Origin of the sequence: Guptibacillus hwajinpoensis, from assembly GCF_020171785.1 — a bacterium.
Lineage (GTDB): Bacteria > Bacillota > Bacilli > Bacillales > Guptibacillaceae > Guptibacillus > Guptibacillus sedimenti.
In genome coordinates this window covers 650,346-674,825 of sequence record NZ_JAIVAE010000002.1, presented here as the reverse complement: position 1 = coordinate 674,825, position 24,480 = coordinate 650,346, and the positions used below count along the sequence as shown (strand labels likewise).

Annotated in this window: 24 protein-coding genes and 1 riboswitch; of the genes, 6 read left to right on the top strand and 18 right to left on the bottom strand. The window is 39.1% G+C overall.

Annotated features, from left to right (window positions below):
• Nucleotides 1-108: 108 nt before the first annotated feature.
• Complete coding sequence (locus LCL91_RS03985; RefSeq protein ID WP_224880120.1) at nucleotides 109-2,352, top strand: hypothetical protein; 2,244 nt, start codon at nucleotides 109-111, stop codon at nucleotides 2,350-2,352.
• A gap of 41 nt (nucleotides 2,353-2,393) precedes the next feature.
• Here the strand turns inward: LCL91_RS03985 and msrA are convergent, their stop codons facing one another.
• From msrA to LCL91_RS03965, 4 genes are all read right to left on the bottom strand, one after another.
• A complete protein-coding gene (gene msrA, locus LCL91_RS03980) occupies nucleotides 2,394-3,044 on the bottom strand; it encodes a peptide-methionine (S)-S-oxide reductase MsrA (protein WP_224880118.1) in 651 nt (216 codons plus the stop codon).
• A gap of 99 nt (nucleotides 3,045-3,143) precedes the next feature.
• A riboswitch (SAM riboswitch) is annotated at nucleotides 3,144-3,258 on the bottom strand.
• A gap of 80 nt (nucleotides 3,259-3,338) precedes the next feature.
• Nucleotides 3,339-4,742 carry a Na+/H+ antiporter NhaC family protein gene (locus tag LCL91_RS03975; protein ID WP_224880116.1) on the bottom strand — a complete coding sequence of 468 codons (1,404 nt, stop codon included), beginning with the start codon at nucleotides 4,740-4,742 and terminating at the stop codon, nucleotides 3,339-3,341.
• Between the two features lie 82 nt (nucleotides 4,743-4,824).
• Nucleotides 4,825-5,868: a type 2 isopentenyl-diphosphate Delta-isomerase gene (gene fni, locus LCL91_RS03970; RefSeq protein WP_224880114.1), complete on the bottom strand. Its 1,044-nt coding sequence runs from the start codon at nucleotides 5,866-5,868 to the stop codon at nucleotides 4,825-4,827.
• A complete protein-coding gene (locus LCL91_RS03965; protein ID WP_224880112.1) occupies nucleotides 5,849-6,367 on the bottom strand; it encodes a glycosyl-4,4'-diaponeurosporenoate acyltransferase in 519 nt (172 codons plus the stop codon). The genes fni and LCL91_RS03965 overlap by 20 nt, the downstream gene beginning before the upstream one ends.
• 174 nt (nucleotides 6,368-6,541) lie before the next feature.
• Here LCL91_RS03965 and LCL91_RS03960 point away from each other — a divergent pair, with 174 nt between their 5' ends.
• From LCL91_RS03960 to LCL91_RS03945, 4 genes are read left to right on the top strand one after another with little or no spacing between them, the layout of a single operon-like run.
• Nucleotides 6,542-8,047: a phytoene desaturase family protein gene (locus LCL91_RS03960; protein WP_224880109.1), complete on the top strand. Its 1,506-nt coding sequence runs from the start codon at nucleotides 6,542-6,544 to the stop codon at nucleotides 8,045-8,047.
• 17 nt (nucleotides 8,048-8,064) lie between these two features.
• Complete coding sequence (locus tag LCL91_RS03955; RefSeq protein WP_224880107.1) at nucleotides 8,065-8,871, top strand: carotenoid biosynthesis protein; 807 nt, start codon at nucleotides 8,065-8,067, stop codon at nucleotides 8,869-8,871.
• Nucleotides 8,871-9,983 carry a glycosyltransferase gene (locus LCL91_RS03950; RefSeq protein ID WP_224880105.1) on the top strand — a complete coding sequence of 371 codons (1,113 nt, stop codon included), beginning with the start codon at nucleotides 8,871-8,873 and terminating at the stop codon, nucleotides 9,981-9,983. Before LCL91_RS03955 ends, LCL91_RS03950 begins: the two co-directional genes overlap by 1 nt.
• Nucleotides 9,980-11,452: a phytoene desaturase family protein gene (locus LCL91_RS03945; RefSeq protein ID WP_224880102.1), complete on the top strand. Its 1,473-nt coding sequence runs from the start codon at nucleotides 9,980-9,982 to the stop codon at nucleotides 11,450-11,452. The genes LCL91_RS03950 and LCL91_RS03945 overlap by 4 nt, the downstream gene beginning before the upstream one ends.
• Nucleotides 11,453-11,512: 60 nt before the next feature.
• On the opposite strand, the gene LCL91_RS03940 is transcribed toward LCL91_RS03945, so the two are convergent.
• The 14 genes from LCL91_RS03940 to LCL91_RS03875 all read right to left on the bottom strand — a co-directional run bounded on the left by LCL91_RS03940 (nucleotide 11,513) and on the right by LCL91_RS03875 (nucleotide 23,937).
• Nucleotides 11,513-12,172 (bottom strand): Type 1 glutamine amidotransferase-like domain-containing protein, encoded by a 660-nt coding sequence (locus LCL91_RS03940; protein WP_224880100.1) that lies wholly within the window; start codon nucleotides 12,170-12,172, stop codon nucleotides 11,513-11,515.
• Between the two features lie 983 nt (nucleotides 12,173-13,155).
• Nucleotides 13,156-13,584, bottom strand: a complete 429-nt coding sequence (locus LCL91_RS03935; RefSeq protein WP_224880099.1) for an HIT family protein — start codon at nucleotides 13,582-13,584, stop codon at nucleotides 13,156-13,158.
• A 23-nt stretch (nucleotides 13,585-13,607) separates the two neighbouring features.
• The gene (locus LCL91_RS03930; protein WP_224880096.1) at nucleotides 13,608-14,426 is read right to left on the bottom strand and encodes a DUF817 domain-containing protein; all 819 of its coding nucleotides are present in this window, start codon (nucleotides 14,424-14,426) and stop codon (nucleotides 13,608-13,610) included.
• A gap of 24 nt (nucleotides 14,427-14,450) precedes the next feature.
• Nucleotides 14,451-14,672, bottom strand: coding sequence for a helix-turn-helix domain-containing protein (locus LCL91_RS03925; RefSeq protein WP_224880094.1), 222 nt, complete (start codon nucleotides 14,670-14,672; stop codon nucleotides 14,451-14,453).
• A gap of 10 nt (nucleotides 14,673-14,682) precedes the next feature.
• On the bottom strand, nucleotides 14,683-15,162 hold the full coding sequence (locus LCL91_RS03920; protein WP_224880092.1) for a DUF2975 domain-containing protein: 480 nt from the start codon (nucleotides 15,160-15,162) through the stop codon (nucleotides 14,683-14,685).
• A 191-nt stretch (nucleotides 15,163-15,353) separates the two neighbouring features.
• Nucleotides 15,354-15,893, bottom strand: coding sequence for a GNAT family N-acetyltransferase (locus LCL91_RS03915; RefSeq protein ID WP_224880090.1), 540 nt, complete (start codon nucleotides 15,891-15,893; stop codon nucleotides 15,354-15,356).
• Between the two features lie 92 nt (nucleotides 15,894-15,985).
• On the bottom strand, nucleotides 15,986-16,735 hold the full coding sequence (locus LCL91_RS03910; protein WP_224880088.1) for an AAA family ATPase: 750 nt from the start codon (nucleotides 16,733-16,735) through the stop codon (nucleotides 15,986-15,988).
• A gap of 360 nt (nucleotides 16,736-17,095) precedes the next feature.
• Nucleotides 17,096-18,022 (bottom strand): alpha/beta hydrolase, encoded by a 927-nt coding sequence (locus LCL91_RS03905; protein WP_224880086.1) that lies wholly within the window; start codon nucleotides 18,020-18,022, stop codon nucleotides 17,096-17,098.
• A gap of 30 nt (nucleotides 18,023-18,052) precedes the next feature.
• Nucleotides 18,053-18,610, bottom strand: a complete 558-nt coding sequence (locus LCL91_RS03900; protein ID WP_224880083.1) for a GNAT family N-acetyltransferase — start codon at nucleotides 18,608-18,610, stop codon at nucleotides 18,053-18,055.
• Nucleotides 18,611-18,666: 56 nt separating this feature from the next.
• Nucleotides 18,667-19,377: an alpha/beta hydrolase family protein gene (locus tag LCL91_RS03895; protein ID WP_224880080.1), complete on the bottom strand. Its 711-nt coding sequence runs from the start codon at nucleotides 19,375-19,377 to the stop codon at nucleotides 18,667-18,669.
• Between the two features lie 163 nt (nucleotides 19,378-19,540).
• Nucleotides 19,541-20,377 carry a phytoene/squalene synthase family protein gene (locus LCL91_RS03890; protein WP_224880078.1) on the bottom strand — a complete coding sequence of 279 codons (837 nt, stop codon included), beginning with the start codon at nucleotides 20,375-20,377 and terminating at the stop codon, nucleotides 19,541-19,543.
• Nucleotides 20,378-20,384: 7 nt separating this feature from the next.
• Complete coding sequence (locus LCL91_RS03885) at nucleotides 20,385-21,821, bottom strand: phytoene desaturase family protein (RefSeq protein WP_224880076.1); 1,437 nt, start codon at nucleotides 21,819-21,821, stop codon at nucleotides 20,385-20,387.
• The gene (locus tag LCL91_RS03880; protein WP_224880074.1) at nucleotides 21,818-23,317 is read right to left on the bottom strand and encodes a phytoene desaturase family protein; all 1,500 of its coding nucleotides are present in this window, start codon (nucleotides 23,315-23,317) and stop codon (nucleotides 21,818-21,820) included. The genes LCL91_RS03885 and LCL91_RS03880 overlap by 4 nt, the downstream gene beginning before the upstream one ends.
• A 119-nt stretch (nucleotides 23,318-23,436) precedes the next feature.
• Nucleotides 23,437-23,937: a metallophosphoesterase family protein gene (locus tag LCL91_RS03875; protein ID WP_224880072.1), complete on the bottom strand. Its 501-nt coding sequence runs from the start codon at nucleotides 23,935-23,937 to the stop codon at nucleotides 23,437-23,439.
• Between the two features lie 41 nt (nucleotides 23,938-23,978).
• On the opposite strand from LCL91_RS03875, the gene LCL91_RS03870 reads away from it, so the two are divergent.
• The gene (locus LCL91_RS03870; protein ID WP_224880174.1) at nucleotides 23,979-24,476 is read left to right on the top strand and encodes a L,D-transpeptidase family protein; all 498 of its coding nucleotides are present in this window, start codon (nucleotides 23,979-23,981) and stop codon (nucleotides 24,474-24,476) included.
• Nucleotides 24,477-24,480: the final 4 nt, after the last annotated feature.

Below are 24,480 nucleotides of genomic sequence, written 5' to 3'. Positions count from 1 at the left end.
GATTTTGATTTGACGATTAAATGAACGGGGATGAGCCATTATGAGTTCCCTCTCTTCATTATGTATTTGCTATAATAAAAGAAGTGAATAATGAAATGGAGGATTCGCGTGGAACAGGAACCAGAGTACGGAAAGACACGGAAAGAGACGCATAACCAAAATAAAGTAAAAAAACGATTTAAGCGCATAAGGTTGCCTGTACAGTCTTTTTTTAATGCGAGTTGGAAAGGCGCTTCCTATGGCGCCACATTAATCACAATGCTTCTAATCTTCGCCATCGGTTTTGATTTTCATACTGGACTCGGAAAATTAGTAGACGTTGTCCTTTTCTTTCTAATCGCTATTATTGGAACGTGGGTAGCCGTAAAAATGGGCGAATGGCTTATAAATAGAGTTAAAAAACTTCCTGCTCTTTTCATCGCTAGTTTAGGTATTTCCCTTACAATCACGATTTACACGTTAGATCAATTTCGCAGTCTTGAGAACATTCTCCCTCTTGCCTATCTCTTAGTTGCGATTGGCGTTATTACTGGAGTACTGTTTGGATACCCGTTAACAACTGGATTGAAGAAACCACTTTCAATCATCATGCTACTTTTAGGGGTTTTCGTAACAGGCATTTTTTGTTACTGGCTATTTACCCCTGGTACCATGGATGAGCGCCTCGCCAACACTGTTGAGCCATTTTCCACCGTCAGTCAAAACCCATCGGAATATGGTTCGCTTGAAGTAAATACGTTTACATATGGAAGTGGAACTGATAAACAACGAGACGAATTCGGTAATGAAGTCGACCTCCAAACAAGGTCCGTTAATGCTTCAAGCATGATTGGAGAATGGTCCAAAGAACGGGAATGGTTTTGGGGCTTTAAAGATACTAACGTTCCACTAAACGGACGTGTCTTTATGCCAGAAGGTGAGGGGCCTTTCCCACTTGTTCTGATCGTACATGGTAATCATAAAATGGAAGATTTTTCAGATGAAGGCTACAATTATTTAGGAGAGCTGCTTGCAAGTAGAGGATTTTTAACCGTATCAGTTGATGAAAATTTCTTTAACTCCTCATGGTCAGGAGGTCTATCTGGAGATATTAATGGCCGAGCCTGGCTATTATTAAAACACATTGAAGAAATTGAATCACTTTCGACACAACAAGATACCCAATTTTTCAATAAAGTTGATATGGATCATATTGCATTAATTGGTCACTCTCGCGGGGGTCAAGCCGCTATCCTTGCTGCTAAATTCAATGAACTTGATCGCTATCCAAACAATGCTAACATGCGTTTTAACTTTAACTACAAAATTGAAACCGTAATTGCACTGGCTCCAACCGATTATCAAACTCTCTCTGATCGTAAAATTGAAGTTGATGATGTTAATTATTTATTGCTTGGTGGTTCTTATGATAGTGACTTATCTGAATTTGAAGGAGATCGCCAATATAACGGTATTCAATTAACAGGTAGCGAAAATGCGATGAAATCGTCTCTTTATATTGATGGTGCTAATCATGGGCAATTTAACACCACCTGGGGAGAAAATGATACGTACTTCCCTTTTACATTACTATTAAATAAACAGCCTTTACTTGAGGGCGATGAGCAGCGTCAGATTGCAAGGACTTACGTATCCGGTTTTCTTGAAGCAACTCTTCATGAGGATGAAAGCTATCAGCCAATGTTTGAGGATTACCGATATGCACTTGAGTGGCTACCTAAGACAACTTACATTAGTCAATACGAAGATCCGTCTTACCATATATTCAGTGACTTTGAGGAAGATGTGAACGTGCTAACCGCAACATCACCTTCTATTGATATAGATGCCAATAGCTTTATTCAGTGGTATGAAGGGGAACTTGAATTTCGTAGAGATAAGGAAAGAGGAACTCACGGTGTGTTTTTAAAATGGGATCAATCCTATTCAAAAAATGCATCTTACTCACTAGATCTCACGAAACCGTTACAAGATCCATATAACTTCACACCGAATAGCTCACTAACATTTACTGCAGCAAACGTATCGGAAGCAGAAAATCAACAGCCTGTTGATTTTAGGGTAACTGTAACCTCAGCCAACGGTGAGTCATCCAGCGTATTGGTAAGTGATATTATGCCAATGCACGGGGCACTCCCTATTCAGCATACGAAAACAAAATTTTTTGAAGAACGGCGTTACGGTGAACCTACCGAACCCGTCCTCCAAACGTTTAACATTCCGGTACAACTTTTCAATAAAGATAACGGATCTCTGAAGCTAAATGAGATTGACTCCATCACGTTTGAGTTTAACGCCTCTCCAAAAGGAAAAATATTTCTTGATCAAATCGGTGTAAACCAACCAAACTAAAAAAGCTTTTCCTCATACTATTGAGGAAAAGCTTTTTTGTGTTACGAAATTTTGCATGAAGACTGTCCACGCTTAGCAAGATAACTTTGGTGATATTCGTCTGCACGATAAAATGAAGTGATTGGAACAATTTGAGTGACAATAGGCTTTTTAAAACGCCCGGAACGCTCAAGATTTTCTTTTGCAATTAATGCAATTTCTGCCTGCTCATTCGAATGGAAAAAGATCGCTGAGCGATAGCGGGTTCCAATATCTTCTCCCTGTCTGTTTAAAGAAGTTGGGTTATGATTTTCAAAAAACACTTCCACAAGCTCTTCATAAGAAATGAGGGAAGGATCGTATTCAACTTGCACGGATTCTGCATGACCTGTTAACTCAGAATAAACATCTTCATAAGTAGGATTAATTGTTTCACCACCAGTAAACCCTGCTGCTGTCGAAATAACGCCGTTTAATTGTTGAAATAGTGCTTCTACACCCCAAAAGCACCCTGCTGCAAATGTTGCTTGCTCCACTGTAACCACTCCGTTTCCAGTTATCGTATTAATTTTTTTTGGTCGAGCATATATGTTTTCCAGTTCATTTAGTGTTAACATATAAAGCTGTTTTTCACCCTTCTTATAAATTCCTTTTTGAAGAAGAGTCTTTATAAGCTGCTGTTTTCTTGTGTCGTTATCCATTAGTGTATGCAATATCGTTCACTCCCTCTACTAAAAAATTTTCCAGATGAGGATGCATACAAAAAACCCTCATCTGCCCGAACAGAAGAGGGTTTGGATAATCCGAGCCTCTTCTCATTTTCCGACTTTCGCCGCAGGAATTGGCACGGTTCCGCATGAACAAAATGTTCATTGGTCCGTTGCCGAGGTATCTAAGGGCCAGTCCCTCCACCTCTCTGAATAAGAAGATCCTTTAAATAAAGGATTATTAAGTTAGTCTCAATAATAAATGGTATTAAAACAGTTGTCAATAGAAAAGTGCTCAAGCTAAATGACAAAAGAAATAATAAAATATCCTACTGCAGCCGTACCCGCTGCAATAAGAGCAGGAGTTAGCTTAAATTTAGCATATGTCATCGGGTTTAACTTTAAAATTCTCGCTATTGTATTCGTATTATCACTTAACGGTGAAGAAAAAGCCCCAAATGTCCCACTAGCAAATACGGCTCCAATGACCAGAGGAAGATCAGTTCCGGTTGAATGGCCTAACGAAATACCAAGCGGCATTAAAATTCCCCAAGTTCCCCACGATGAACCAATGAAATAAGAAATAAACGCACCAACAAGAAACAAAACAGGCGGAACAAATAACGATGGAATCCAATCAAGATTAGATGTGACAAATGTCGAAAATCCAAGCGCTTCAGTTGATGACGCTAGCCCCCACACCACCGTTAACAATACGATCACTGGCATCATTTCATTTCCTCCTTCGATAAAGAAAGTGACGAGTTCCTTTAAGGAGAAACGCTGGAATAAATAAAAAAGGAATGTAAGTAGTACCGTTGTTAATAGAGCAAATACCATGGCGTCAAGCACATCCGCCTCGATGAATGCTTGAAGTAAGGAGGTAAAGCCTTTTTCATACCCACTCCAATACGTAAGAAAAAGAGTTAACAGTATGACTCCTCCAAGCGGCAGTAATAAGTTGAACGGCTTTTTGGGAAGGTCTTTTGATACGGCTGGATGACAGTCCTCCCACTGATCATCTAGCTCCTTCTCTTGATTCCCAGCATCAGTTGCTTGTTTTTTACTGTGATGGAAAAAACTTAAATAAAAGCCTATTAGAATGATACTGATGGAAAAAAAGTTATATGGAATACTTTGAAGAAAATAGCGATAACCATCACCTTCAATGCCTTCTGCTTTTAAAGAAAGCTGAACAACAGACGACATGTACCCAACAAAAGCAGTCGCAATCGGCATCAATACAATCACCGGAGTTGCAGTCGTCTCGATCACAAATCCAAGTTCCTGAGGGGTGATTTTCACTTTATTGAGAAGAGCTTTCATGATTGGAGCTACTGTTACAATGCGAAAACTCGGAGCACTAAAGGTTCCAATTGTCGAGATCCAAGTAAGAAACAATGCACCTTTTTTTGTCTTGATTTTCGAAGAGGCTAGATGAACAAACCCTTTAATTCCACCTGTGTATTTCATTAATCCAATTAATCCGGTAAACATATAGAGAAAAAGAATGATTTTAACGTTATTCTCATCTTTAAGACCATTCATGATAAACTCATAAAACTGCTGTAAACCACTAATTACGCCAGGTTTATAAATGAATGAGGCCGTTAACAGTCCTGCTGTAAGACCTGGAATCACTAGCTTAGTTTTAATCGCAACCACTATCACTACGATAAAAGGTAACACAGATAACCAATCCAATAAGTTCGCCCTCCTTCTGCTCTAGTTTGCACGCTAGGAGACGACCTATACAAAAACAAAAAAGCCAGAGCCTGGGCTCTGACTATTTCTTACGTAATGCGCTATTGTATTTTAATCTGTTAATAGACGAAGCACCAATCCCAAACATAGCAGTTCGTAATTCAAATTCAATTCGTTTCAATTGTTCTGAGAGCGCTTCTTCAGTGTCATTTACGGCATTTTCAAGTAATGCCCTTCCAAATCCAGAAACATCTGCACCGAGGGCGATTGCTTTCGCTGCGTCCACACCGTTTTTTAGCCCCCCACTTGCAATCATTGGTACATCAGGGTGTTGCTTTCGCACATCAATGATGCAATCTGCGGTTGGGTTCCCCCAATCCTCAAAAGCCTTCGCAGCTTGCCTGCGCATCGTTTGATGAGAACGGTAGCTTTCAACTTGAATCCAGGAAGTTCCGCCCGCACCTGCGACATCGATAAAGCTGGCCCCAGCGCTAATCAGGCGCTGAGCTGTCTTCGCATCGATCCCCATACCAACTTCTTTAATTCCAAGCGGAACAGGAATCGCCTTTGCTACTTCACGAATTTTAACAATTAAATCCTGGAAATCTGTGTCGCCTTCTGGTTGAAACACTTCCTGTAGTGGATTTAAATGAAGCAACAGTGCATCAGCTTGAATTAAATCAATGGCTCGCTTACATTCTTCAATGGTAAAACCGTAATTAAGTTGTACAGCCCCAATATTAGCTAGGACCGGGATGGTCGGTGCGTATTTTCTCACATCAAAGGAGTATACGGATTTGGATTCTTGAATCGCTGCACGCATCGATCCTACTCCAAGTGCCCACCCATGTGCTTCAGCAGCTTTGGCAAGACGCTTATTTATTTCCCATGCTCGTTCAGTGCCGCCGGTCATTGAGCTTATAAGAAATGGCGTGTTTAATTTTTTATTTAGAAAAGAAGTAGAGATATCCACTTCATCATAAGCAATCTCAGGTAAAGGATTGTGTTTAAAACGATAGCGTTCTAGTCCTGTCGTTAATCCTGCCCCTTCCACTTCTTCTGTAAGACAGATGTCGATATGCTCGTTTTTTCGTTTTTCGGTTTGCTCAAACCCCAAATGTTCCAATGGAATTCCCCCTGCGCTGCTCTTTTTTCAACTGTTTACTTAGCAATGGTTTTAACCTGAGTCGATTGTACCGTTGAATCAGGATAAATGGAAGATTAACAATTAGTGCGTACCCAACCATAACGAACCCAATACTCATGGGATTCCATAAAAAAAACAAAATGGAAGGCGGAATTAGGAGCCAGTGGGTCACTTCTGCACGTCTTGTCTCAACAATAAATTTCGTAAGATATGATGAGCTCAGTGTCTTTAACTCTTTCTTTCGAAAGCCACCTTTAAACACGTCTCCCCCATCAGGAAGTATCGTTTTCCATTTACGTATTCGTAAGCCTTCATAGAAATTCAGCTCCTTTTTTTTGCTCTCTAACCTATTTTTTTTTGATTCGTAAAAGGAATCTGGCAAACGAAGGCAAATATAAGAGATAGATACATGAATAATCAGCCATGCAAAAATATTCACTAAGATTAATTCTAGGATGGTTAAGTGGATAACGTGCATATGCATTCCTCACTTCAACATTGTTTAACCTATCCATTTTTAGGTAATTATCAAGAAAGCATACTTAACACTTTAACAGCGTTATGATTCCTTTACAAAGGTTATACCTAAACTATACAATGACAGTGTACAAAAGTCGATTCATGACGCTAATTTGGTGAAGGAGGAGAAGGAATGAGCAAAAAAACAATCGTAATTGGGGCTGGCCTTGGTGGACTTTCAGCCGCTATTCGCCTCGCTGCAGATGGGCACAAAGTAACTGTACTTGAAAAAAACGAACGAGCTGGTGGTAAGTTAAACAAACGTGCCGGTCAAGGATTTAAGTTTGATACAGGACCTTCCATCCTCACAATGCCCTGGGTGCTCGAGAAACTGTTCAAAAGTGCGAATCGAAATGTAAACGATTATATGACGATTAAGCGAATTGAACCTCAGTGGAGAACTTTTTTTGAAGACGGCGCACAAATTGATGTTACGAGTGACATCGCGGTCATGTTATCTGAGGTACATAAACGCTCAGAGAAAGATTATTCCAACTTCCTCTCCTACTTAGATTATTGCAAAACGATGTTTGACCTGAGCCTTAAAAGTTTTTACAAGAAAAGTTTATCAGGCATTCAAGATTTGCAAAAGCTTCACTCATTTAAAGATCTTCTTACAATGGATCCGATGAAATCAATGAATCAGGCTACGGAAAAGTATCTTGATGATAAGCATCTTCAACAGCTTTTCAACTTCTTCATTATGTATATAGGTTCTTCGCCTTATCATTCTCCTGCTATCCTATCACAGCTTGTGTACGTACAACTTGGTCTAGGAATCTATTATGTTGAAGGCGGGATGTACAACATAGCAGAAGGAATGCTAAAGCTTCTCGATGAACTAGGGGTCGACGTTCAAGTGAATACAGAGGTAGCTGAGATTCTTACTGTAAACAAAAAAGCCGCTGGCGTAAAGCTTACAAATGGAACAACGATGGAAGCTGATTTAATTGTCAGCAACCTTGAAGGAATTCCTGCACATGAGACGCTTCTAAAAGGAGAACCTGGAGCAGAAAAAGTGAAAAAGGATCTCCAAAAATATACACCGACTGTATCAGGCCTCGTTCTGTTACTTGGGGTTAATAAAACATTCGATCAGCTTCAACATCACAATTTCTTTTTCTCGAAAGATCCAGAACTTGAATTCAAACAAATCTTTGATGAAGGTGTTCCTGCTGACGATCCAACTGTTTATATTGGCGTCTCTTCAAAATCAGATCCGACACAAGCACCTTCTGGGAAAGAAAATTTATTTGTGTTAACACATGTCCCTCCACTTCAGCCTGGCGAGAGCTTTGAAAAACATCGCGGGAGATACCGCGAAATTGTGCTTGACAAGCTAGAAAGAATGGGCATGACAGGTCTTCGTGAATCGATCGAATTCGAATATCAATTTATACCGGATGATATTAAAAATTTATATGGATCTAATGGCGGATCGATTTACGGGGTTGCGACCGATCGTAAAGTGAACGGAGGATTTAAAATCCCATCTAGAAGTACATTGATTGATAACCTCTACTTTGTAGGTGGTTCAACACATCCAGGCGGTGGGGTACCGATGGTCACACTCTCAGGACAGTTAACTGCAGACTTAATTGCGGAGGATCAGAAATTGAAAGATGAGCAAACTGGCTAAGAAAGGACCTTCGCAGCATGAATTGGGATAATATTATTTTTCGACTTTTTATTTTTTGGTACTGTTGCGGGTTGATCCTAGTAGGATTTGACCTGCTTCCCCCATTTCTTAATTGGGCAAATGCCTTTTTCCTCATACTTTGTGGAATACTAGGCAGCATCTATTTTATACGTACTTTCGGATCTTTATGGGGGCTATCTTTTGCCTCCTTTATCTTTGTGATTAGTATGTTGGCAGAAGGTCTTGGCGTCCATTACGGACTTATCTTCGGCCAATATGTTTATTCAGGTGATTTTGGTTTTAAAATTGCTGAGGTTCCAATCGGCATTGGCTTTGCATGGATTATGGTGGTCGCCGTCACGCATGTTTTATCAATGCAAATCATCGAAAAAATGAAAGAAAGCTATATAAAATGGATCGTTTATGCTCTAACAGGCGCGCTCATTGCAGTTTTAATTGATTTAATCATTGATCCCGTCGCTTATTTAGTAAAAGGCTACTGGGGTTGGGAGGGAGATGGCGTTTATTATAACGTTCCTTTCCAAAATTTTACCGGATGGTTCTGGGTGTCTCTCTTTTTCCATCTCTTACTCTACCCTCTTTATGTGCGGAATAAAGTGCCTGATCAAGCTTCTTTCAACGTATGGAAACACCGAATGGCAATGTTGTTTGGAATGGTAATGGGGATGTTTATTTTCTTAGCATTGCTTGACGGACTATGGCTTGCTTGTTTACTAACATCTATTCCGACACTGCTTCTTTTACTAACCTATAAGAAGAAAATAAATAAGCAAAATGCTACAGTCGAAGAGGTGATTGTCTAATGATACTTATTTACACATGTATTCTTGGCGTATTTCTTCTTTGGACGATCATTAATTCGCTATTCATGCCACGCCTTAAAGGGACGGGGGACGAGAATGGGCTAGTATCCATTCTTGTCCCCCTTCGTGATGAGGAACGTAACGTAAGGGAGCTTGTCCAAAGTTTAAAAAAGCTGACGTACCGAAACATCGAAATTCTTCTTTTAGATGATCACTCTACGGATCAAACGCTGGATTTACTTTTTAAATATACAAAAAACGATCAGCGCTTTACCATTATACAAGGTAAAGACCTTCCTGAAGGGTGGACTGGTAAAGTATACGCTTGTCATCAGCTTAGTGAACGTGCGAAAGGAGACTATTTGCTTTTTCATGATGCTGACTTACGTATGTCGCCTCGTGCCATTCAAGCAGCACTCTCTCTTATGATAAAGCGTAGGGCTTCTATGTTAACAGGTTTCCCTGCATTTCCAGTCAGCCTTTTTCTCGAAAAGCTACTTGTGCCACTTCAACATTTTGTTGTTCATTTCCATCTTCCAATAGCTCCAGCAAACGGAACAACGCTCCCCTCGTTCACCGCAGCTCATGGGGCATTTATTATGGTGCATAAGCAAGCATACAAGCAGGTTGGTGGTCATGCGAGCATTCAAGAAACATTACTTGATGATATTGATTTAGCAAAAGCATTTAAGAAAAAAGGACGTAAAGTGCTCCTTGCGAATATTACTAATATGGTCACGTGCTACATGTATCAAACAAATCGAGAAGTATGGGAAGGTTTCACGAAAAATTTATTCCCAGGTCTTGGACGCTCTCGGTTTCTAATAATCATACTATTTATTTTTTACGGTCTCTTTTATGTCGGACCGCTTGTTCTACTACCGATTGGACTTTATACCTTTATGACAGACTCACTTCAACTCACTTTAGTTATCCCCTACCTGCTTATCGTTTTACAAAAAGGATGGATTGATGGGAGAACAAATCAGAAAATGACGCTAGCATTTCTCATGCCACTTAGCGCTATTGCATTTATGACGCTTCTAATCCATTCAATGCGAACAGGCTTAAAACAGAAGGGGTATGTTTGGAAAGGAAGAACTTACTCATGAAAACCATCGCGATTATCGGGGCTGGACTCGGTGGACTGTCTGCCTCGATTAAACTAGCAAGCAAAGGATACGACGTACACGTTTTTGAAAAAAATACTTATTCAGGTGGAAAAATGATGCCCGTTAAAATAGGAACACATCATTTTGATTTTGGTCCAAACACGATGACTATGCCTGAAGTGTTTGATTCTATTTTTGAAGAAGCAGACCTTAACCCTAGAAATTATTACAGCTGGATAAAACTCGATCATCATACAAAGAACGTGGATCATGATGGACAATCTTTTATGATGAGTACCGATGATTCATATATGAAAACCCAACTACTTAAGCTTGATCCGTTTGCTGCTGAGAACTATCACGCTTATTTAAAGGAAATCGAGCGGCTCTATGATTTATCTAAGAACTCGTTCTTTCCGAGGATGTTTACAAAATGGCAGGATTACTTGTCTCCCGGTCTCTTTAACGCTGTCGTTCAGGTGCGGCCACTAGAAAAAATGAACCATTTTCACGAACGCTATTTTAAGCACCCGCTCTTATTAAAAGCCTTCAATCGTTATTCAACGTATATAGGTTCATCCCCCTATCAAGCGCCTGCAACATTTGCGATGATTGGCTATCTTGAAATGGTACAAGGAGTCTATTATGTAAAGGGAGGAAACACTAAGCTTGCAAAAAGTCTTGAAATGGCAGCGAAGGATCTTGGCGTAACTTTTCACCTCAATTCACAGGTAATGAACATACACATTGAGAACAAAAAAGCGCGCCGAATTGATACAGCGACCGCCTCGCTTCAAACAGATAATGTCATTATTAATGGAGACTTGCTTCACGCCTATCCGAACTTAGTAGATGAGAAAAACCGACCATCAATGCCTAACAAGAAAATCGAGCGGTCTTCTCCATCGATCTCAGCTTTTGTGATTATGGCCGGGCTATCAACAAAGTTAGAGAACCTCGAGCACCATCAAGTTTACTTTTCAAAAAATTACGCTCAAGAGTTTGAAACGCTATTTAACGGGCAGTGGCCAGACGACCCGACAATTTATATCTCAAATTCTTCTGTCACGGATCCTTCCGTCTCTCCAGACGGTGATAATCTTTTTATTCTAGTTAACGCACCACCTTTAACAGACGAAAATCGTATTTCTTTAGAAGACTATAAAGAAAAGGTGTACGATAAATTGGAAAAACACGGACTGTCGATTCGAGAACATCTTGTCGTTGAGAAATTGGTCGGTCCTGAAGAGATCCAGGAGAGGTTTCACGCTTTCCGAGGAGCCTTGTATGGCATTTCCTCAAATTCACTAAAAAACAGCTTTCTCCGTCCTTCGAATCAATCAAAGGATATCGCGAACCTCTACTTTGCAGGAGGGAGTACGCATCCAGGAGGCGGATCACCGATGGTCGTCATTAGTGGGAAAAATGTTGCTGAAAAGATTATAAAAGAAGATCGTTCTACGGTTTAATAAAGGTGAAAAAACGAAGGGAAAGCCGTTTATGGATTTCCCTTCGTTTTAGAACGCTCGCTAACATTCATTCAGCTTTTCATTTCCGCCAATTACTGTAATATCACCGATCATTTGGATGTTCTCCCCATCAACTATAACGCCATCTCCGTCATTCGCGCATAAAATTCTTGTTCCCGCTCTTTTTGAGTATGCTAGAACCTCTTGTTTAAATTCATTATTCCAACGATTGTAATGGGGGAGAAATTCAAAATCCACCATCTTTAGTGCATCAGAAGTCTCCACATCGTCTGAACCTTTAAAAAGATGAAATAATGCAGTCGACTGACCAAGTTGAACGGCACCGCCACTTACGCCAGCAATGGTTCCTCCGCTATGATAATAATCCCATAAAACCTGTTCCATTTTGCGATGTTTAATCGCTTTTCTAAATTCAATCGGGTTTCCTGCAGAAAGATGAATAATGTCACATTCGAAGAGCTTGTTTATGTTATTAGAAGTATATTCAGCGTATAAATCAAAAAACATGATATCCGCAATACCGTAATTCTGGTAATAATCCACTTTTGTACGAAAATACTTTTTATCTTTATCTTCCGTTGATGGAATATAACCAACCTTAATTTTTTCCGTTTCCATTCCATTAAAAAGTAACGAGTCTAATCGTTGATTTTCAGGAGATTCGATAATTTGATCACTATACAAAAACAACTTACCCATTCAAAGCCTCCATTTTTCTCTTCTACTCTTTTTTGTCATACCAGGCTATCCTGTCTCTTGTTCTTACTCTTTAAAATAAGAAACTTGAAATTTATTATCATCCAGATCAAAATAATCGAAGAAGTGATTGACACCATCATCATGTAGTTCACTAACTCTGACATTATGTTTCTTCAGGTTTTCATATAACCCTTGAATGTCTTTTGAGTAAAAGATGGGATAACTTTGATCCGAGTTATAGGTTAGTTTCCCTCTACCTCATCTGTTATTTAGTAACCTTCGATATTCTTGAGAGAATCCCTTTAATTATAAAAAAATCAAGGCATCGAACTTGTAACATAGTAGATCCCAACTGTAACTCCAATCAGTACTACCAGAAGGTAACTTGAAGCCAACAGTGATACTTTTATGAACCGCTGATTTAACTGTTTTTGTACAATAAAACCTATGACTACTAAAATAGCCCAAACCACAACACCAAAAAATGAGAACAAATATTTAGAGTTCATTACCCAAAGCAATAGGATAACTGTATGTAATACCAATAAAATCCAAGCGGACATTTTCATTTCTCTCGGCTCCTCAAAAATTGATAAAGAATTACATTTTACTTATACCAGAAATGAATATCCATAATAGACAAATCGGTAGTGATAAGGAAAGAGTAGTAAGTACAACCCTATTAAAACTAAATTTCAATAAATAAATGAAAGAAGTAATGATTCCAACCAACGGTATTCCCAGCCATATCATATTTTGTAGGATCGAACTCCGAGCACCTATAACTCCAATAAAATTAGTAAAAAACATGACATACCATATGATTTGCAAAATCAATGCTAGCTTTACACTTAAGCGTGCACTCGCTTTAATCATAATCCCCTCCCTATTCCAGCATGTAGCCCACTTGATGAAAAAAGCCATCCATGACAGAGTCATATGATAGCTTTTTCCTCTTATACAATCCTACATCTCTATCAGTCTCATCGATCAACATGTAATTGCTTCATTAAATTAGTCTTTGTTTCGTTAAGGTTCTGCTTCTCCTTGGCATTGTCAATTTCTGCTTCGTTATAAAATGGTTGACCATGAAACCTTGGAATCAAATGCATGTGATAATGATTTAAATCGTTAAATTGACCACCATTTTGGCAAATACTTAAGCCATCTGGAGCGAATAGCTGCTTGAGTGCTTTTGAAATTTTCATTGAAGCTTTCATAATGGCATTTGCTGCTAATGGGTCTAACTCCTCGACATCTAGGAAATGCTTCTTCGGTAAGATTAACGTGTGACCTTCATTAAAAGGTTCGATATCTAAAATGCAACAAACGAGAGCATCTTCATAAATTACATGAACAGGCTCCATTTTATTGGCTAATTTACAACCTAAGCACTCGACATTTGGTAACATAAAATCTACTATCCTTTCTGCAATCACTCATGCAATTTCTCGCTATCCTTATGAACAAATAAATTTTCTTGCCAACTGGATCTACTTTCTCCTTTGACACGTTTTAACGTGGCTACGATAAGAAAACTCACGATGACAAGCAAAAGCCAAGAGCTTACTTTACCCAAATGAACGAGACTCCAGGCCTCTGTTTGATTCGGATACTCCCAGGCCCCAAAGAAGGTAGCAATATTTTCTGCAATCCATATAAAAAAACCGATCAGAACAAAAGAAAGAGCAATAGGCATCCGGTACTGGCTGTGGTTAATCTCGTATGTAACCCATGATTTCCAGAATACGATGATCACGAGACCAGATAACCACCAGCGAACATCAATCCAATAATGATGAGTAAAAAAATTTAAATAAATGCTAGCTGATAATGGGACAACGATCCAATTTGACGGCCAGTTGATAAGCTGAACATGCAACCTTCTCCACGCCTGACAAAGATAACTTGCGACACTTGCGTACATAAAGCCACTATACAAAGGAACTCCTACTATTTTGGTATAGCCCTCGTCAGGATATGACCAGGAACCCATATGCACTTTAAAGAGCTCAAGCGCTAGCCCGATGATATGAAACAATGTAATCACCTTTAGTTCATCGAGCGTTTCAAGACCTGAGCGTACCATCCCCCACTGCATAAGAAGGCAAATAATAAGCAGCCAATCATAACGTGGTAGGAAAGGTAATGAAATAATTTGTGTAATGGCTAAAGAAGCGAAGATAACAACAGGAAACAAACAAGATAGCGCTTGCTCCACACCAAAATGACCGAGTTGTTTCATTGCTCTCATCGTCTACAATCCAACTTAAGATTATCAATCATCGGCATCTTCTTCATTCTTATATTCCAAAATGTCACCTGGCTGGCATTCTAATGCTTTACAAATCGCCTCTAACGTGGAAAGACGAACCGCCTTAGCCTTCCCATTTTTCAATATCGATAGGTTGGCCATTGTGATTCCCACTTTTCCTGAAAGTTCGGTTACGCTCATTTTTCTTTTAGCCAGCATTACATCAATATTAATAATAATTGCCATGTTATTCACCTCAAACCGTTAAATCATTTTCAGATTTAATCTCAATGGCACTCTTTAATAATTTCTGAAGTACAGCCGTAAATACAGCAATCACAAGTGAAGCAAAAATAAATACAAGCCCAATTAAAATCACTCCCGGCGCATCGTCTTTCTCTCCGATAAAATAGAAAAACGGCATAACCATGATATAGACAACACTTATTGCCACCGCACAGAATTTAATCATCCTTAAAGCATTGACAGAAAATACCGAGAACGCATCGTCTTTATCAATTAAGTGTAAAAGTCTCAATGCCTGAAATAATGCTATAAAAAACGGGATAGCTGCTACGTACATTCCTATTAAGACAGGATAGATCAGAGAAGCAAACGCTGCATTTCCTGATGCTTCTTTAGCGATCCACGGTAAGGCAAATATACATAATAATAGCACTGAAGTTCCAAGCAGAAGAACAACTGATCTTAAAAAATAGGTAGATCCTCGATTCATCGTTAGCACCTCGCTTCGTTATTGTTTTATTGTAAAACAATATTTATCGTAAAACAATAACTTTTTATTCTTTATGACGATTTTATTATTGTTCTTAGGTTCGAATACTAAAAAAGGAACCCATTAAGAATGGCGTTCCTTTTTTCACACTTTAAGTTTTTAGTTACTAAAGTACCCCACCAACAGTTAAGTTACTTCCATTCTCTTGATAAGAGACTATATACGATGATGTCATGGAAATGGTCGTACAAATATTCGGCATCTCGAATAACTCCTTCTTGTATAAAACCAATACGTTCAGGAATTGCTCTACTTTTCTTATTTTCAATCCCACATTGAATTTCCACGCGGTTCAAGTCATACTCGTGAAATGCCTGATCAATGATTCCCTTCACAGCAGTAGTCATAATGCCATTTCCTTGAAATTTTTCTGCTAACCAATAGCCCATGCTTGCTTTTTTATTTGACCAATCGATGCCATGAAAACCGACCATGCCTGCTAGTTTTCCATTGTACAAAATTCCCGCTTGATAACCATCATGCGAAGAAAATTGTTTTAACCACATTTCGATAACAGGTTCATAGTCCTTCTCGTTCTTCATGTTATCAACCCATGGAAGCCATTTTCGTAAATATTCTCTAGACTCATCTACTAACGCAAAGAGTTCTTTCGCATCGTTAATTTCTAGTAACTTTAACGCTATTTCATCATTAACTTGTAAACTAAACATTCCATCTCGCTCCTTTTCATCATTTACAAGACTTCAATTGAGCTTCTCATTTCGTTGTTTTCGATCCGTTTTAGCTTGTTGGTTCTACTTCTTTACCCGTTAAGTAAATGATGCAAAAGACGATCCTTGTCGTCAAAAAACTGCTTCATTGTTATGTAATGATCGGTTTCTTCTAGAGAAACATCCCTCATGCCTTTATTAGTTAACTGAAGAATTTTTGCAAAAGGATAGCTCATTAGTATAGGTGAATGGGTTGAAATAATGAGTTGTGAACCTTCTTGAACAAGCTCATGGATTCTGGTTAACATTGAAAGCTGCCTGATCGGTGAAAGTGCAGCTTCAGGCTCATCTAAAATATAAAATCCTTCACCTTTAAACCGATACATAAATGTGGCAAAGAATGATTCCCCATGAGATTGTTCGTGAAGCGATTGACCACCGTACGAATCAATGATTTTCGGACCAAATCCTTCCCGATCTAGCTCTTCAATATTTGTTGCAAGGTTGTAATAAGTCTCTGCACGAAAAAAAAACAAATCATTTGGTGTATGTACGCCTTTGGTTACCTTTAGGAAATCATGTAAATTAGAATGTGAATCATAACTGGAAAAATTAAAATTCTTTGTTCCACCTTCTGGATTAATGTCTAGCGCCCCTACAATCCCTTCGAGTAACGTCGATTTCCCCATGCCATTCTCACCAACAATGTATGTCACATTCGGATGCAAAGAAAGTCTTTCTTGCAGTGATTGGACGGCTGGTAAAGAAAAGGGGAATTCATTACATTCTCTTCTTTCTAAACGGATACTTCTAACATATTGCGTTTCCTCCGACAATTTCACTTTTCTTTCCCCCTTATGGAATACCACCTCACTACTACCTTTAACAAGCTCCCAATACTTAAAATAACATTCATTCTCCAGCTAATTGGAATCTGCCTCCATCGATCATGAGGATCTAGGTTTTAGATGCTCCGAATTCTGATCTCTCATAACACAAAAAGCAGAATAGCTTTTGATTCTCAGCTATTACACCATCCAAAAAACCATCCAAACAATAAATTGATTTTTTACATTGTGTACATGAACCAATTCGTTCTCTCACTATAGACTCCCCTCTCAATCGCTAACTATTTTCATAAAGTAATAGGGTGAGTTCACCATTAAGATCAATCTCATTTTTAAGTGAAGTGAAAAATATCTTTACTTTCGTTTGTTAATAAAGTTCAAAGCGCGCTGTAGCGATTCATTAAACGCTTCCGGGTATTCATGATCCAGCCCCTTTACGACTTTCAATTCATGAGCGATGCCTTTTTCCTCTAATATAGCTGATAAAGCTTTTGAGCCTTCCAAACAATCATCGTCTTGATCCCCACAAATGATATAACCGCTTATATTCGTATTTTGTAATGAAGTCATCGCTTCTTTCCACTCATCAATTTCAGGAAGCCATGGAGCGACAAAAACAAATCCATCTGCTGATACGCGTCCTTCGATCATCGCTTTAAGTGCAACGCGACATCCAGCGGAAAATCCTCCAATGAACAATGAGTTGTAAGAAGAAAGTTCTTTAACATGTTCTTCTATTTCCTGCACACCCTTTTGTAAATCTTCCCATTCATAAGCATCTGAAAATTGAATTTGAGAGGATTGTGGGAAGGCAAGTGTATAACCTTGTGTCGCGGGACGATTCCAGAAGGATGAAGTCATCTTGGCATTTTCTTGATCGCCATGTAACGCCATCAGAATAGGTTGATTTTGACCTTCACTGAGAATTGTTAACTTCGGCTTTGCTTCCTTCTTTGCATCTTCTTCTCTTCTCTTACACAGTTCAACCAGTTCTTGAAACTCTTTAATTGAACGTAGGGAATTCAAATCTTCGTCTTCTTGTAAATAGTTATATTCATACCAGTACCCATGATCGAGGATTGCTTCCTTCATGATTCCTAGTGCCTCTTCTTTAAGGTCAGATGCTGCAGCAAGTGCATATTGAAAGTTGTAGAGCTGTGCTTCGTTCCCATCAACCTTCTCAGCATTTTCTTTCATAAAGTGATAAGCTTCCAAACTACCTTTCTTTTCGTATATAGAAATCGTTTCATTTAGTAAACGTGTATAAGTTAATTTCTTCATCATATCCTCCATATTTTCAATTCAAGCTCTTTAATCGTGCGTCATTTCCCATTCCTTGCGTAAAATGCCCATCTTAATCGCATCATAGTAGTTGCCTTCTACCATTCTAGCCTCTCTTATTCGGGCTTCTTCTTTCATACCAACTTTACTTGCTACTCTCATCATTCGTATATTTCCAGACCATGTTGACATCCCAATTCGGTGAAGATCAGTAGAACGAAAAAGAAAGTTTATCCATTCTTTATACGCTTCATAACCGTATCCTCCATTCCAAAAGAGAGGGTTGTAGATGACAATCCCTGTTTCAAGCCAGTTCGTGTACTTATCTACCCAATAGGAGCCAACTGTTCCGATCACTTCATGATCAGCTTCAATGACAAGGGTATCTGGGACGCCTGGATAAATATCGGATTGGCCTTTCCATTCATTTCGATACTCTATTCTCGACAGCTTTTTTTCTAAAATATATGGACCATTCCATTTTTTTGCTTCCTGATTTTTCTCTTCATACTTCCAATAGTATAAAGTATTGATATCTTCCCATGTTGCTTCTCTTAAAATAACCTTCTTTTTTTCAATATGAATCAAATATGATCTCCCTTTCCTTATACTTTCATGTACACTTTACATTCGTAATAAAAGGCTCACCTAGCTGCTTGAACTTCTAGCCAGTTTAAAACGTCTGTTTGCATACATGTTGTAAATTCATGCTCGACATCCTTATATCGGTTGAACTGCGCTTTTTTTCCTTTGTTTGTCAAATAAGCAAAATAATCTTCTTGAGCTTTGATTGAGATGATTTGATCCTGTTCACCGTGTAACAGTAGAATTTCACCGTCTCCATGAACGTGATTCATAGGGTCATACATTTTTAGCTTAGTTGCTTCTTTATTCGTAAGAGGATCTCGGTTCGACGCTTGACGAAACAACCGCTCTGAATAAAAAAAGGATCCCGAACCACTGATACTTGCTAATCCCTTTAAAACAGTAGTCGCATAAACGCCGCTTGCAATAAATCCTCCCATTGAAACCCCAGCGACCACCGTGTTTTGCTTTATTATGTTTGAACAGTTTAACCAATGGTGACATTCATCGATACTTTGGAATATCACATTCCAGAAGTAGGTTTCCATATTTTTTTGATTAAAAGGATTAGTAAGAGGATTTCTCGTGTCATGATAAATTAATTCAGGAATAATGACTGTATACCCTTTTCTTGTCAAAGAGGAGGCATACTCTAAGTACTTCGATGCATTGCTCCCCCAGCCATGAAAGAGAATGATAGTCATGATGGAAGAAGTATGAAACGGTTTCATAAGATAGTAGGAGAAATTATGATCAAACATTTTTATCATCGGATTCACCAAGTTTCCTATAAGTTGTACAGCGCCTAACTTAGTACAGATTAATCATCAATTCCCACCTAATCATTTCAAATTTTCACAAATGTTACAACTCTTTTTTATTTCAACTTTTAGGAGTACAAAAAAGCTCACCTTCGTTTGAAGGTGAGCTTTTTTAGTTTCCTGCAATTCCTGATAAAAGCGCTTCTTTTTCCTGATCAGAAACAAAAGCACGCTGTTGGAAGACGTTATGGTCTTTCTTGCGAATTGATTGTAAGATTGCTTTATAAAAGACAGCAGAGCTTTTTACTGGAAGACGTGAATCTAGTGGATAGTGATGCATTGCTGCAAAAGCATGTTCGTAATGCATTTCGGCGCGAGAAGCTAACTTTTCCCAAACGCTTACGAAAGCGTCATTTTTTGTTCTACTCATTAAATCATCAACATGATACCCCGCTTTTGTCATCTCATCGATAGGCAAATAAATACGATCGCGATCAAGATCTTCTGAAATATCTCTTAGAATATTCGTAATTTGCATGCCAAGACCAAGTGAAATCGCACTCTCTCGTAGTTGATCTACTCTCTGTGGCGCTAGTATAGGAAGAAGCATGAGACCTACCGTGCTAGCTACATGATAAGAATAATGTTCAAGTTCATCAAGCGTATAATACCTGGTTTTGTATAAGTCCATTTCCTGGCCTGCAATCATATCATGGAAGGCCTTTGCTTCCATTGGATAATGACGGAATACATCTTCGAGTGCAAGCCACATCGGGTCGGTTTGAGGGATTTGTCCATTCAAAAAAGAGGCAAATTCAGAACGAAAGACGGTTAGTTCTGCTTCAGGATCTGTGCCTTCATCAATGATGTCATCAACCTGTCTGCAAAAGCCGTATACAGCCCAAACAGCGTTCCTCTTAGCTCGTGGCAGTAAAGAGAAAGCTTTATAAAAGGTTTTGGAGTGATGTTTAATAATGGCTTCACAGTGTGCATAGGCTTGTTCAAGCATCTTTCGTTCACACCCTTTCAATTTCTTTTACAAGAAGATCCGCTCCCTGCATCACAATCGGAATGCCACCACCAGGATGGATTGACGCGCCAACTGCATAAAGATTTTCATATTTAAATGGTTTTACCTGTGGTCTAAAAGCACCGGATTGTGTGAGCGTCGGTGCAATTCCAAAACTTCCACCTTTATACAACCCTTCCACTTCTGCATCAGCAGGTGTTCGAATCTCCATCCATTCGATAGCTTCCCGTAAACCGGGAAACCCTCGTGATTCAAGAAGTTCAATCATTCTGGAGGCTACATGCTCCTTTTCATCCCATTGAATCGATTCCCCTGAAGGGACGGGAATGAGAACATACAATACACCTTTACCAGGAGGGGCTAACGTCTCATCAATTCGAGAAGGATGGAAAGTATAAATAGCTGGCTGGTCAGTCAGTTTTCCGCTTTGAAAGACGTCTTTCATATGAGAAGAAAAGTTATCCGTCATGAAAAATTGATGAACATCTGCATTCTCATAAACTCGGTCTAGCCCCATGTAAAGGAGCAGACAACCAGAAGAGGCTTTGTATTTCTTTCTAGGTGCTTTCACATCCTTTATAAGATGCTTAATCATAGGGAAATCTCCATTGTAAACTACTTTATCATAATAATGTTCGCCACTCGAAGTACGAATCCCTTTACATACATCACCATCGATAAGAAGTTCCTCTACATTGGATTCTAGGTGAACTGAAATATTTTGTAGATGAAGATGTTTTTCTAATACAGTAATAAGACTCGCATACCCTCCTTTGATATACCAAATTCCATGTTCATACTCGCTAAATGGAACAAGTGAATAGAGAGCAGGTGAAGCAGATGGATTACCACCAATATAAAGAGTTTGTAAGGAAAAGGCATCCTGCAATCGCTCATCTGTGAAATAATCTGAAACTTGTGATTGAACAGATTGATAAGCTTTTAATTCGAGAAGAAGCTTTATATTACTAGGTGTAAAGAAATCTTTCCGATTAACAAAGGACCGTTCAAGAAATGCGGCTTTCCCTTTAATAAATCGTTCACGCATATCCTCGATGTATGAGAGAAAGTTCTGTTTCTCACCAGGGAACATGCGATTAATTTCTTTTAACTGCTTGTCAATATCGCTCGTTTTTGTAAACGTTTCTCCGTTAGGGTAAATCATACGATACAGCGGGTCACACCTTACCATCTGGACTTCTTCCCTCGGAATACCTGCTTTATCCAAAAACTCATAAATCATTTCTGGAAGAAGCACAATTGTCGGTCCTTTATCAATCTTGAAACCATCTTTTTCAATAAATGCAAGTCTTCCACCTAATGATGATGCTTTTTCATGTATGTCAACTTTGTATCCCTTTTGTGAAAGGAGGAGCGCAGAAAGCATTCCGCCAATCCCTCCACCTACAATACCGATCGTCATTTCACACTCTCCAATGACGCCTGCTCATGAAGCATTTTGCTCGTAATCCGTGCTGACTCCATTATAGTAGGAAGCCCACTTCCAGGATGAGTTCCTCCGCCAACCAACCAGCAGTTATTTAGCTCTTTAAATTGATTGGGAGGCCTGAAATACATCATTTGTGGAAGATTATGAGCAAGGTTAAACGTCGCGCCTTTATAAACGTTTAAATCCATTTCCCAGTCCGTAGGTGTGTACATTTCTTCTACTTCAATGTGTTGCTCAATATCTTTGAATCCCGTTCTTTGTTCAAGTTGATCAAGAACTAACCTTCTAAAATCGCCTTTTCGCTCTTCCCAATCTACTAAACTAAAGTTATTTGGAACTGGAGCGAGGATATAGATAGAAGATTTTCCTTCTGGTGCTAGGGTGTCATCTGTGACAGAAGCATTCTGAACATAAATAGACGGGTCTTCTGAAAGGATCTTTTGCTTTGTAAGCTCTTCTACGTTCTTTTTATAGTCAGAAGAGAAAATGATTGAATGATGAGGTAAGTCATATTTCTTATTAACACCTAGATAAAGCATAAATGCAGAACAGGAGTACTTTTTCTGCTCCATTTTTTCAGGTGTATACTTTTTCACAGATCCTGAAGGAATGAGGTGATTGACAGCATGGGCAAAGTCTGCATTAATGACAACTTCATCTGCATACTCCACAGACCCATCTTCGAGTTCCACACCTTTCACTGTTTTCCCATCCAACAGAAGTTGTTTAACACCTTTATTCGTATATACGTCTCCGCCTTCTTCTTTGATTACTTTAGCCATGGCTTCTGGAATTTGATTTAGCCCTCCGATCGGATGAAAGATTCCGTAAGCATGCTCCATATAAGATAGAATCGTAAATGCACCGGGACATTCCCATGGGGACATCCCAAGGTATTTCGCCTGAAATGTAAATGATAATCGCAGCCGTTCATCCTGAAAATAATGAGACAAGCGTTTATAAACACTATCCGTAACTGTTAACTTTGGTAATGCTTTTACAAACCGCCATCTTCCATAGTCAAGGAGAGAATCATGTTTATTTTGGAGTATAGGCATCAGCGCTTCAAATTTCTCTTTCTCTTCTTTCATAAAGCGTCTATATCCTTCTCCATCGCCAGGAAAAGTTTGTTCAATTCTACGTACCATCTCATCCTGATCTCGAGTAGGATAAAAAGACACATCATCGAACTTCAATTCGTACATGGGATCAATCTCGATTAAATCAAGATAGTCGTGTACATTCCGTCCAGATTCTTCAAACATTTCTTCAAGAATATGCGGCATGTTAAGGAAGGTTGGCCCTCTATCAAAACGATAGCCGCCTCGCTCAAACCCCGAGGTTCGACCACCGACATAGGACTGTTTCTCATAGACTGTAACCGAATGTCCTTTACTTGCTAGAAGCATGGCGGCTGTAAGCCCCCCTGGTCCAGCCCCGATTACGATAACTCGTTTTTTTATTGACATGATTAGTTCCCCTTCCATCCGCATATGAAACTTCGCACATATGTTATACAAACATTATACATATTAGCCGGAAATAGTTCAACATTTTATGCACAAAAGCTTGTTTTTAACGTAATGCCCTATTTTTTCAGAAAGAAAACATGTTCGATGTAAAGAGGCTGATTTCGTACTACGCTCAATTTACCAAAGGAGTAATGGGACTGTTTTCGCTTATCAGTTGGGGATCCAGGATTAAAGAGGATTCTCCCTTCATACTCTTTATGAAGAGGGATGTGTGAATGCCCAAAGAGAATTATTTCTACGTCTTCATGTTCGAATTGAGCTATCACTCTTTGCTCTGTTGTTTTTCCTTTACCATGCCCATGCGTAATGCCTATGCGATGAGATTCCAAGTCAAGGACAAGTTTATCGTTAAATTGTTTAATAAAAAAAGCTTCGTCAGCATTACCATAAACTCCTGTTACAGGTGCATACGACTTTAATTCTTCATACACTTGTTTTGTACTCCAGTCCCCTAGATGGATGATGAGATCTGCTCCCAAAAGTTCCTTTCGTAAAACTTCAGGAAGTCGCTTTCCCATCCGTGGCATATGCGTATCTGAAACGATAATGACATTCATTGTTCTCATTCCCTTCATATAACATTGTTTAAGGAGGTTTCATTTTGCAGCACATTGTAAAATCAGGTGAAACGTTGTCTTCGATTAGTGGTGATTACCGTATTCCTGTTTCGCAACTCATTATGGCAAATTCACTAGCCAACCCAAACCTCATATATCCTGGCCAGCTCATTGAAATTCCAGGATACCCGGATCCAAACACACTACCCTTTACGATTTATGTTTCGTTAACTAATCGTACACTTACGCTTCTAAAAAATGGGTCTACTGTAAAGGTATACCCTGTCGGCGTTGGCCGTATGCTTCACGATACGCCTACCGGAAAGTTTATTATTATTAATAAAGCGCCAAATCCTGGAGGCCCATTTGGAACAATGTGGATGAGTATTTCAAAGATCCATTACGGCATTCATGGTACAAATGATCCATCCTCAATTGGAAAATACGTCTCGAGAGGCTGTATTCGCATGTATAACCAAGATGTGGAACAACTCGCCAATACGATTCCAATTGGCACTTCTGTAACAATAGGACCTTAATCAT

What these genes read in the sequence shown, in the direction of transcription:
- LCL91_RS03965 (WP_224880112.1), bottom strand. Translation starts at nt 6,367, where the DNA reads ATGCACGTTATCCACTTAACCATCCTAGAATTAATCTTAGTGAATATT.
- LCL91_RS03960 (WP_224880109.1), top strand. Translation starts at nt 6,542, where the DNA reads ATGAGCAAAAAAACAATCGTAATTGGGGCTGGCCTTGGTGGACTTTCA.
- LCL91_RS03955 (WP_224880107.1), top strand. Translation starts at nt 8,065, where the DNA reads ATGAATTGGGATAATATTATTTTTCGACTTTTTATTTTTTGGTACTGT.
- LCL91_RS03950 (WP_224880105.1), top strand. Translation starts at nt 8,871, where the DNA reads ATGATACTTATTTACACATGTATTCTTGGCGTATTTCTTCTTTGGACG.
- LCL91_RS03945 (WP_224880102.1), top strand. Translation starts at nt 9,980, where the DNA reads ATGAAAACCATCGCGATTATCGGGGCTGGACTCGGTGGACTGTCTGCC.
- LCL91_RS03940 (WP_224880100.1), bottom strand. Translation starts at nt 12,172, where the DNA reads ATGGGTAAGTTGTTTTTGTATAGTGATCAAATTATCGAATCTCCTGAA.
- LCL91_RS03935 (WP_224880099.1), bottom strand. Translation starts at nt 13,584, where the DNA reads ATGTTACCAAATGTCGAGTGCTTAGGTTGTAAATTAGCCAATAAAATG.
- LCL91_RS03930 (WP_224880096.1), bottom strand. Translation starts at nt 14,426, where the DNA reads ATGAGAGCAATGAAACAACTCGGTCATTTTGGTGTGGAGCAAGCGCTA.
- LCL91_RS03925 (WP_224880094.1), bottom strand. Translation starts at nt 14,672, where the DNA reads ATGGCAATTATTATTAATATTGATGTAATGCTGGCTAAAAGAAAAATG.
- LCL91_RS03920 (WP_224880092.1), bottom strand. Translation starts at nt 15,162, where the DNA reads ATGAATCGAGGATCTACCTATTTTTTAAGATCAGTTGTTCTTCTGCTT.
- LCL91_RS03915 (WP_224880090.1), bottom strand. Translation starts at nt 15,893, where the DNA reads ATGTTTAGTTTACAAGTTAATGATGAAATAGCGTTAAAGTTACTAGAA.
- LCL91_RS03905 (WP_224880086.1), bottom strand. Translation starts at nt 18,022, where the DNA reads ATGAAGAAATTAACTTATACACGTTTACTAAATGAAACGATTTCTATA.
- LCL91_RS03895 (WP_224880080.1), bottom strand. Translation starts at nt 19,377, where the DNA reads ATGATAAAAATGTTTGATCATAATTTCTCCTACTATCTTATGAAACCG.
- LCL91_RS03890 (WP_224880078.1), bottom strand. Translation starts at nt 20,377, where the DNA reads ATGCTTGAACAAGCCTATGCACACTGTGAAGCCATTATTAAACATCAC.
- LCL91_RS03885 (WP_224880076.1), bottom strand. Translation starts at nt 21,821, where the DNA reads ATGACGATCGGTATTGTAGGTGGAGGGATTGGCGGAATGCTTTCTGCG.
- LCL91_RS03880 (WP_224880074.1), bottom strand. Translation starts at nt 23,317, where the DNA reads ATGTCAATAAAAAAACGAGTTATCGTAATCGGGGCTGGACCAGGGGGG.
- LCL91_RS03875 (WP_224880072.1), bottom strand. Translation starts at nt 23,937, where the DNA reads ATGAATGTCATTATCGTTTCAGATACGCATATGCCACGGATGGGAAAG.